At 40.5% G+C, this 9,750-nt stretch carries 8 protein-coding genes; 7 read left to right on the forward strand and 1 reads right to left on the reverse strand.

Annotation, left to right across the window (positions count from 1 at the left end; translation table 11 throughout):
* On the reverse strand, nt 1-281 hold a 281-nt coding region (locus tag K6G87_RS16845), incomplete at its 3' end, for a hypothetical protein (RefSeq protein ID WP_296839829.1).
* 225 nt (nt 282-506) lie between these two features.
* Here K6G87_RS16845 and K6G87_RS16850 point away from each other — a divergent pair.
* The 7 genes from K6G87_RS16850 to K6G87_RS19985 all read left to right on the forward strand — a co-directional run.
* Nucleotides 507-3,020 carry a homocysteine S-methyltransferase family protein gene (locus K6G87_RS16850; protein WP_296839831.1) on the forward strand — a complete coding sequence of 838 codons (2,514 nt, stop codon included), beginning with the start codon at nt 507-509 and terminating at the stop codon, nt 3,018-3,020.
* Between the two features lie 264 nt (nt 3,021-3,284).
* Entirely contained in the window at nt 3,285-4,913 is a 1,629-nt protein-coding gene (ilvB, locus tag K6G87_RS16855) for a biosynthetic-type acetolactate synthase large subunit (protein WP_296839832.1), read from the forward strand.
* A gap of 10 nt (nt 4,914-4,923) precedes the next feature.
* Nucleotides 4,924-5,421 carry an acetolactate synthase small subunit gene (gene ilvN / locus K6G87_RS16860; protein WP_296839833.1) on the forward strand — a complete coding sequence of 166 codons (498 nt, stop codon included), beginning with the start codon at nt 4,924-4,926 and terminating at the stop codon, nt 5,419-5,421.
* Nucleotides 5,421-7,436, forward strand: coding sequence for a zinc ribbon domain-containing protein (locus tag K6G87_RS16865; RefSeq protein WP_296839835.1), 2,016 nt, complete (start codon nt 5,421-5,423; stop codon nt 7,434-7,436). Before ilvN (K6G87_RS16860) ends, K6G87_RS16865 begins: the two co-directional genes overlap by 1 nt.
* Nucleotides 7,437-7,806: 370 nt before the next feature.
* Nucleotides 7,807-8,331, forward strand: a complete 525-nt coding sequence (ilvN, locus tag K6G87_RS16870) for an acetolactate synthase small subunit (protein WP_296839836.1) — start codon at nt 7,807-7,809, stop codon at nt 8,329-8,331.
* Between the two features lie 130 nt (nt 8,332-8,461).
* Complete coding sequence (gene ilvC / locus K6G87_RS16875; protein ID WP_296839838.1) at nt 8,462-9,487, forward strand: ketol-acid reductoisomerase; 1,026 nt, start codon at nt 8,462-8,464, stop codon at nt 9,485-9,487.
* Nucleotides 9,488-9,589: 102 nt separating this feature from the next.
* The coding region (locus K6G87_RS19985) for an anti-sigma factor family protein (protein ID WP_296839840.1) at nt 9,590-9,750 on the forward strand (161 nt) is incomplete at its 3' end.

Genomic DNA, 9,750 nt, shown 5'->3' on the forward strand with positions numbered 1-9,750 from the left:
AGTGCTTCTACAGCCTTGAAGTCTTCCGGAACTTCCAAAGCTGCCATGACACTAAAGCTTTCATTGAGTTTGTCAATATTTGCAAGAAGCTGTGCCGGTGCATCATCTGCATTTGGATCTATACTGTTCATGGAATCATTACATTCAGAAATTTCTGTAAAAAAAGTACTCATGCTTGTCTTATAGGCTTCAAGTTCATCATTTTTGGCGCAGCCACATAAAGATGTTATCATTATAGATAATATTAATAATATAGATAATTTATTTTTAATATGATTCAATATTTATTCCCCTCATCGTGATTGATAACTAACCCTGACTTATCATATTCTAATACGTAAGATATAAAAGGGCAACTCCGGTGAGTTTTTATACCATCATATACAAAGTGTCTGGTATTTTTAGATTGTGAGAGAATACTTGTGGTTGTAGTTTGCATAAGCTTGTGATAGGATAATACAAATATCGTAATTTAACGCAGTAAAGTGTTTTGATGGGAGGATGTTTTGACAAGACAGGAATTCTTCGATTTATTTAATGATAATCATCCTATTTTTCTAGATGGTGCTACGGGTACTAACCTTATGAAGGCCGGTATGCCTGCAGGAGTATGTCCTGAAGACTGGATACTAGGCCACAGGGATGTAATGATAGATCTTCAAAGAAGATATGCTCAGGCAGGAAGCAATATTGTATATGCTCCTACATTTACAGCGTCAAGGATCAAGCTTAAAGAATACGGACTTGAAAATGACCTTGTTAAGATGAACACAGATCTTATTAAACTTTCCAAGGAAGCTGTAGAAGGCAAGGCTCTAGTTGCAGGAGATATCACCATGACAGGCCGACAACTGTCACCTGTCGGAGATCTTGCATTTGAAGATCTTATCGATGTATATAAAGAGCAGATCAAAGCTATTGATGAAGCCGGTGCTGATCTTCTTGTAGTTGAGACCATGATGAGCCTTCAGGAATGCAGAGCAGCGATGATCGCAGCTAAAGAGGTTTCAGATCTTCCTGTAATGGTCACACTTACATTTGAGGGAGATGGCAAAACCTTATATGGAACAACTCCTGAATGCGCTGCCACAGTTCTTGAAGCTTTAGGAGCAGTAGCAGTTGGTGCCAATTGTTCAACAGGTCCTGACAAAATGGCTGCTGTCATAAAGCGTATGGCTTCTGTAACTAATATACCTATAATAGCAAAGCCCAATGCCGGCATGCCATCTGTTGTTGACGGCAAGACTGTATACGATATGCAGCCTTCTGAATTTGCAGCTGACATGGAGCTATTACTAAACAGTGGTGCAAGCATTATAGGCGGATGCTGCGGTTCAACTCCTGATTTTATCAAGGCTCTTAAAGATAAATTTTCTGATTTTGATATAAGAAATGCCAAAGATGCTGAAGGTAATCCTGTAGTAAGAGGCGATAAATCTGTAAGACGACTTACTTCAGAAAGAGAGCTTTTATCTTTTTCCTTAAATGATCCATTTATGATAGTTGGTGAGAGAATCAATCCTACCGGCAAGAAGAAGCTTCAGGCACAGCTTCGTGAAGGCACTCTTGATATGGTCTGCGACTTTACTACCAAGCAGGAAGAGGACGGCGCAGCAATCCTTGATGTCAATGTCGGCATGAGCGGAATTGATGAGCATGAGATGATGATGAAGGTCTTAAATGAAGTTACTCAGCTTACATCACTTCCTATATGTATAGATTCAAGTAACGTAGATGTTATGGAAGAAGCTCTTCGCTGGTATCCTGGGCGTGCACTCATTAATTCAATATCACTTGAAGAGGGCAAGGCAGAAAGATGTCTTCCCCTGGCAAAAAAATATGGTGCGATGTTCATACTTTTACCTGTCGGCAGAGACGGAATTCCTACTACCATAGAAGAGAAAATTGCCAATATCAAAGAGCTTACTGACATGGCTCTTTCTTACGGCCTTACCAAGTCAGATATTGTAGTTGACGGTCTTGTTGCCACTGTAGGCGCTGACTCTGAGGCCGCAATAAAGACTCTTGAAACAATTGAATGGTGCTATGAGAACGGCTATGCAACAATCTGCGGACTTTCAAATATATCTTTTGGCCTTCCTCAGAGAAGCTTTATAAATACCGCATTCCTTACAATGGCAATTGACAGAGGCCTTACTATGGCTATCTCTAATCCGTCACAGGAACTACTTGTAAATGCGGCATTTGCTTCAGATTTATTAAAACACAAGGAAGAATCAGACCTTAGATACATAACAAGAATGCAGAGATATGACGGAGATGCAGGCAAAATAACTGTCGGAGTATCTAAAAGTTCGTCATCAGGAAACTCATCTGCAAATGGATCCGGCGAAGAGGCTGTAAGCACTGATCCTGTGCAGCATGGAATGGACGTACTATATAAAGACGTCCTTGGCGGTAACAAAAGAAATATCGCCAAGAACACCCAGGCAGCGATTGATGCAGGATGCGAACCGTCAAAACTCTTAAATGACGTTCTTATGCCGGCTATCAATGATGTGGGAGCAAAGTTTGATAAAGGAACCTACTTCCTTCCTCAGCTAATTGCAAGTGCTGAAGCGATGAAGCTTTCTATAGCGGTTCTTGAGCCTCTTCTTAAACAAAGCGGAGAAAATAGTGAACCTAAAGGCACTGTTATAATCGCGACCGTTCATGGAGATGTCCATGATATAGGCAAGAACCTTGTATCACTCATGCTTGGTAACTGCGGCTACAGGGTCATAGATCTTGGCAAGGATGTTGAATCAGAGCTTATAGTTGAGACTGCAATGAAGGAAGATGCCAAAGTCATAGCTCTCAGCGCCCTTATGACAACTACAATGGTTGAGATGAAAAATGTCATAAAGATAGCCAAAGAGCGCGGATGCACTTCTAAGATCATAATAGGCGGCGCCTGCGTAACAGAAGACTATGCTAAAGAGATAGAAGCTGACGGCTATTCTACAGATGCAGCCGACTGCGTAAGAGTAGTTAATGAACTTATGGAGCAATCCGCATAAGGGAATCATACTTTAAGAATAACAAAAATAAACGATATATAGAATTAACTAGATAAATATAATCAATTGTTTTGATATATAATGATATATAGTAATCATTATATACTGCAGAACACTATAATTTTTTCAAACTTCCCTTTTATTTAAGGAAGACAACGAAGTAGTTAAGGCAGATATCAGTGGTATCTGCCTGTAACACACCACGTTTTATCTCAAATTAAGAGAAGTTTGAGGCAATATACAAAAGTTTAAGGAGGCTCCTACATGATAGGTGCAGATGCGATAGTTGAATGTTTGAAACAAGAAGACGTTGAGATCCTCTTTGGTTACCCCGGAGTTGCGATCGCACCATTTTTTAATAGTTTGCTTAATTCTGATATTAAGTCTGTACTTATACGTACAGAGCAAAATGCTGCGCACTGCGCAAGCGGCTATGCCCGTATTAGCGGTAAGCCCGGCGTATGTGTTGTAACATCCGGTCCTGGTGCGACTAACCTTATTACAGGTATTGCTACAGCTTTTGCTGACAGCATTCCTCTTATAGCCATAACAGGTCAGGTCAACAGTTCCATGATAGGCTCTGACGTTTTCCAGGAAGCAGATATTACAGGAGCTGTAGAGTCTTTTGTTAAGTACAGTTATCTTGTAAGGAATGTAAATGATATACCCAAGATATTTAAGGAGGCCTTTTATATAGCCAATTCAGGCAGAAAAGGACCTGTTCTTATCGATATTCCTATTGATGTACAGCAGGCTCAGATCAGTAAGTTTTCATATCCTGATACAGTCAACATGAGAACCTATAAGCCTACTGTAGAAGGTAACATGGCTCAGATCAAGAAGCTTGTAAAAGAAGTAGAAAGATCCAAAAAGCCAGTTATGTGCGTAGGAGGCGGAGTTCACTTATCTGATGCTGCGCAGGATATCAGGGATTTTGCCAATAAATGTCAGATACCTGTTGTATCTACTATGATGGGTCTTGGAACCATAACCAATGATAGTCCTCTCTATTTTGGAATGGTCGGTAATAATGGAAGAGCCTATGCCAACAAAGCTCTTAAGGATTCTGACCTTGTCCTTATGGTAGGTGCCCGTGTTGCAGACAGGGCGGTTAACAGACCGGAGCTTATAACAGACAATACGGTTCTTATACATATAGATGTAGACCCTGCAGAAATAGGTAAGAACGTAGGTCCTACAATTCCACTTGTAGGTGATCTTAAGCATATTTTTTCAAAGCTTAATACAATTGATATAAATCCAAGAGATCATAAGGAGTGGATAGATTTTCTTACTGAATACAGGAATGAACATCCTGATCACAGACCAGAAGTTGACAAGGCTTTCGTAGATCCTAAGGAATTTCTTGGAAAGCTTGCAAAGAAAATGGATGATGACGGCATATTTGTAGCTGATGTAGGTCAGAATCAGATCTGGGCAACTGCATTTTTCAGGATCAAAGAGCATCAGAGATTTATGACAAGTGGCGGTATGGGTACCATGGGTTATGCAATTCCTGCAGCACTTGGTGCCAAGCTTGCAGATTCTGACAGGCAGGTAGTTGCTTCCTGCGGTGATGGCGGCTTCCAGATGTCTATGATGGAGCTTGCTACAATGGATCAGCAAAAGGTTCCGCTTAAGATAATAGTATATAGAAACAATTATCTTGGAATGGTACGTGAATACCAGCATTATTCATACAAAGACAAGTATGCAATGGTTGATATTTCTGGTAAGCCCGACCTTGATATGATCGCCAAAGCCTATGGAATGGACTATCAGCTTATTGATGGCACAAGCGATATGGACAAGGAGATAAAGAGCTTTCTTTCAAACAAGCATGCGGTACTTCTTGAAGTTATGACTGATCCTATGGATCTTGCGAAGGGATGAAGAGAATAATATGAAAAAGATATATTCAGTTCTTGTTGAAAACAGAACAGGTGTACTTTCTAAAGTTGCAGGTCTTTTTTCCAGAAGATCTTTTAACATTGACTCACTTACTGTAGGTGAAACAGAAGATCCGACAGTATCAAGAATGACCATAGTTTCAAGCGGCGACAAGGCAATCCTTGAACAGGTTGAGAAGCAGCTTAATAAAAAGCTGGATATAATAAAAGTCAAAACATTTGATGAGCCTTCTTCCATAAGCAGAGAACTTATGCTTATCAAGGTTAAGTACAACAAATCAAACAGACGTGATATAATAGAAAACTGTGACATTATGAAGGCGCAGATAGTTGATATGTCCAAGTCATATATGATCATTCAGATATGCGACGTGCCGGAGAGAGCACAGCTTCTTCTTTCAATGTTAAGGGGGATATCTATTGTTGAAGTGGCTCGTACCGGAACACTCGCTCTTACTAAATGCGCTGAGAATGAGAATGGAGGGAAGTAATGTTTTGTCCTAATTGTGGAAAAGAACTTCCGGATGGAAGTAAGTTCTGCGGTTTTTGCGGTGCAGATATCGCTAAGGAACTTAAGGGGAGTAGCGCTTTAAATGGTGCTACTGGATTTGAAGGAGTAGATACTTCAAATCAGAGTCTTGGTGGATATGACCCACTGGGTAATGACCAGACTGCAAATAATCAGTACGGCGGACAGACAGCCGACAATCAGTACGGAGGCCAGGCTGCAAGTAATCAGTACGGCGGCCAGACAGCCAGCAATCAGTATGGTGGCCAGCAGTATGGCAATATGCAGAGCGCAAGTCCAAATGGCGGCCAGTTTGATAATAGTCAGTTTAGTGGCGGCCAGTTTGACAACAATCAGTATTACAATAATCAGTATAGTAATCAGCAATATGGTGCTCCAAATCCCAATATGCCTTATGGCAATTATCAAGGCGGAATAGGCCAGCAGAATGTGCCACCAAAGAAGAGCAAAAAAGGAATAATCGCAGCAATAATCGCAGTTATTCTGGTTCTTGCTATTGGCGGATCAGCAGCTGCATATCATTTTATTACTGCTGATAAAGCTAAGAAAAAAGATAAAGACGATGATAAAAATGTCGCAGCTTCAGCTTCGACTGAGGAAGAGGAAGAAGATGATGATGACAGCTCATCCTCTGCAACTTCTGCATCAACACAGGAAGAGGAAGAAGAGGTAAGCGGCGAAGAGGCACTTGAAGTTGCCTGCAAGAACCTTGCTGCAGCAAAGGATTATACAACAAAGTTCACCTACGACTTTGAAGTTAGCATAGAAGCTCCTGATGAAGATATCTCAGGTACTATTGTAGAAAAAGGTGATTTTGATATAGTAACAGATTGCGATGTTCAGGGAAATGCTGATGCCAACATCCTTGAAGAAGCAAAAGGAACTGTTACAAGAGATATACTTGGTATTGAAATGGAAGAAGATATTACTGTATGCCGTGGTGATTTCTCCGGAGAGTTCGTTTCAAGTATAGAGTATGAGACAGGTGATAAATACGAAGCTATCGAAAGTGCTACAGTAGATGATGTCCTTGGATTTGTTGATTATGATATTTATGATGCAGAACTTCAGGACAAGACAGAAGATATTGATGGCACAGAATGCTACGTTTATGTAAGTGAGGATACCTATGATCAGGGTGGTATCAACGGAGTATTTTCACCGATCACAGGTATATATAATGGCGATACAGATCTTTGTACAGTAACAATATATGTTTCTAAAAAAGATGCAAAACTTGTAAGAGTTGATACTACATTTACAGATAGCGACGGAGCTCCTCTTGCTTCATCACTTAATACTTATACAGGAGCTGAGGATATTGAGTTTGTAATTGATAAGCTTGATTTCTCGCTAGAGTTTGTAGACTTTGATACAGATGCTGATATAGATCCTGATTTTGATGATCTGGAAGCTGCTGAAAACAATACTAACGGAAGCTTTACATTGTATCTGTATGGAATTCTTGAAGTAGGAAGTTTTGATTTTACAGATAATGAAGATGAAGATGTAGAAGAAGATAGCGATTCTGAATATGTTCAGGATACATACGGAGCTTTGACTTATGAAGTTCCAAAGACATGGTCCGGAGAAGAGATGACTGTTCAGGATTATTCAGGATATGTATACGTTCCTGATGATGATCCTAACTCACTCCTTCTTATAATGTATGAAGAAGCTGATATGTCAGGCGCTACAGATTCCCAGATATCTCAGGCTGTAGATTATATACTTGTATCAATGTGCGATGCATATGGCCTTTCATCAGATGATATCAAAAAGGGAACTGTTAACGGTGGTTATGCAGAAAATACCAGAGGCACAATATCAATGAATGGTGTAAGCCTTCAGATTGATATCATGGTATTCGAAACTGACGGTACAGGAATAGGAATAGTAATCTACGCAGCTGAAGATATTGAAAATTCAGCTAACCTTGCAAATTATTATCACCTTCTTGAATCACTTGAATTTTAATAATAAATATTCACAACGGTGCTACGCACCTGTAGCAAAAAGGAATGAGCTTCCGAGTAAAGTCGGAGCTTCATTCCTTTTTTTGTTTATGGCCTTCTTTGCTGGCAAAAGGGAACGAGAAGATACAGAAATAAAGCGTTGACTTTTACGGTTTAAAGTGATAATGTATTGCTTGGGAAAAAGATATCCGAGCACCGTTGCAAATATATCGATAATGCGTTAACATTAATTTTGTAATGGAAAAGTCATTAAATTCTTCATATTGACGCCTTAAATTTGCATGGATATAATTGACCTAAATTGATATTTGGGGAGTCAGAAATTTCCAATATTTAATCAAATATTTCACACTTTAAAGAGGTAAAGGAATATGGCAGATACTGAAGTTAAGACATACAAAAAGGTGTTCCAGCTTCTTGTTGATAATACATCAGGAACCCTGAGCAGAATATCAGGTCTATTTTCAAGAAGAGGATACAACATCGAGAGCATCACAGCCGGTACCACTGCTGATCCACGTTTTACAAGGATCACGATCGTAGCATCAGGAGATGATGATATTCTTGAACAGATAGAGAAGCAGGTAGCTAAGCTCGTAGATGTTAGAGATATTCATGAACTTAAGCCTGGTGATTCAGTCTACAGAGAGCTTGCTCTTGTAAAGGTTAAAGCTGATGCAATGCAGAGACAGCAGATTATAGCTATCGCTAATGTATTCCGTGGCAATATCGTTGATGTATCAAATGAGAGTCTTATCATTGAGATCACCGGCGGTCAGGACAAGATAGATGCTTTCCTTAAGCTTCTTGATGGCTACACAATTCTTGAGCTTGCCCGTACAGGACTTGCAGGACTTGGAAGAGGTATAGAGAACGTAGTATATCTTGACGAGTAAATTTAAATTTTTAATATATTACTCGTTTTGAGATGAGAATCTTAATAAATAAGATTACTCAATAAACTTATCAACCATATCGACTATATCAGTATGGCGATTCTAATTAAAAAGATGGAGGATTTAAATTATGTCAGAAGCAAGAATTTTTTATCAGGAAGATTGCAACCTTTCTTTACTTGAGGGCAAGAAGATTGCTGTTATCGGTTATGGTTCACAGGGCCATGCACATGCACTTAACCTTAAGGAGTCTGGCTGTGATGTCAGAATCGGTCTTTATGAAGGCTCAAGATCAAAGGCTAAGGCTGAGTCTCAGGGACTTACAGTTATGAACACAGCAGATGCTGCAAAGTGGGCTGACATAATCATGATCCTCATCAATGATGAGAAGCAGGCTGATATGTACAAGAAGGACATCGCTCCTAACCTTGAAGCTGGTAACATGCTTATGTTCGCACATGGCTTCAACATCAACTACAAGCTCATCCAGCCACCAAAGGATGTTGACGTTACTATGATCGCTCCTAAGGCTCCTGGCCACACAGTTCGTTCTGAGTACCAGGCTGGTAAGGGAACACCTTGTCTTGTAGCTGTTGAGCAGGATGCAACAGGTAAGGCTCTTGACCTTGCACTTGCATATGGTGCTGGTATCGGCGGAGCAAGAGCTGGTATTCTTGAGACAACCTTCAAGACAGAGACAGAGACTGACCTTTTCGGTGAGCAGGCTGTTCTTTGCGGTGGTGTTTGCGCACTTATGCAGACAGGTTTTGAGACACTTTGCGAAGCTGGATATGATCCAAGAAATGCATATTTCGAGTGTATCCACGAGATGAAGCTTATCGTAGATCTTATCTATCAGTCAGGCTTCGCAGGCATGAGATATTCAATCTCCAATACTGCTGAGTATGGTGACTATATAACAGGACCGAAGATCATTACCGAGGATACAAAGAAGGCAATGAAGCAGATTCTGAAGGATATCCAGGATGGTTCATTTGCAAAGAACTTCCTTCTTGACATGTCACCTGCAGGCGGACAGGCTCATTTCAAGGCTTTAAGAAAGCTTGCTTCAGAGCATCCGGCAGAGAAGGTCGGCGAGGAAGTAAGAAAGCTTTACAGCTGGAACAACGAGGATGACAAGCTCATCAACAACTAAGAATTATATTCAAAGAAGGACCCCGAAAGGCATATCCTGTCGGGGTTCTCTTTGGTTTTACATGCCCGCGTCTCCCCTGCTTGATTTAAGAGGTATTTTGCCATGACCTGTCTGGAAGCACAATCGAATATCATGACCTTTATTGATAAAAAGCTTCCGGATGATAAGGCGGAGGACTTCGTGCATCACATGCAGCACTGTAAGAGCTGCCGCGAGGAGCTTGAGATCTACTACACCCTTGTGGTGGGCATGAGGAAGCTTGA

Source organism: Butyrivibrio sp., from assembly GCF_024699075.1.

Coding starts and splice junctions, on each gene's coding strand:
- ilvB (WP_296839832.1), top strand. CDS start 3,285: ATGATAGGTGCAGATGCGATAGTTGAATGTTTGAAACAAGAAGACGTT.
- ilvN (WP_296839833.1), top strand. CDS start 4,924: ATGAAAAAGATATATTCAGTTCTTGTTGAAAACAGAACAGGTGTACTT.
- K6G87_RS16865 (WP_296839835.1), top strand. CDS start 5,421: ATGTTTTGTCCTAATTGTGGAAAAGAACTTCCGGATGGAAGTAAGTTC.
- ilvN (WP_296839836.1), top strand. CDS start 7,807: ATGGCAGATACTGAAGTTAAGACATACAAAAAGGTGTTCCAGCTTCTT.
- ilvC (WP_296839838.1), top strand. CDS start 8,462: ATGTCAGAAGCAAGAATTTTTTATCAGGAAGATTGCAACCTTTCTTTA.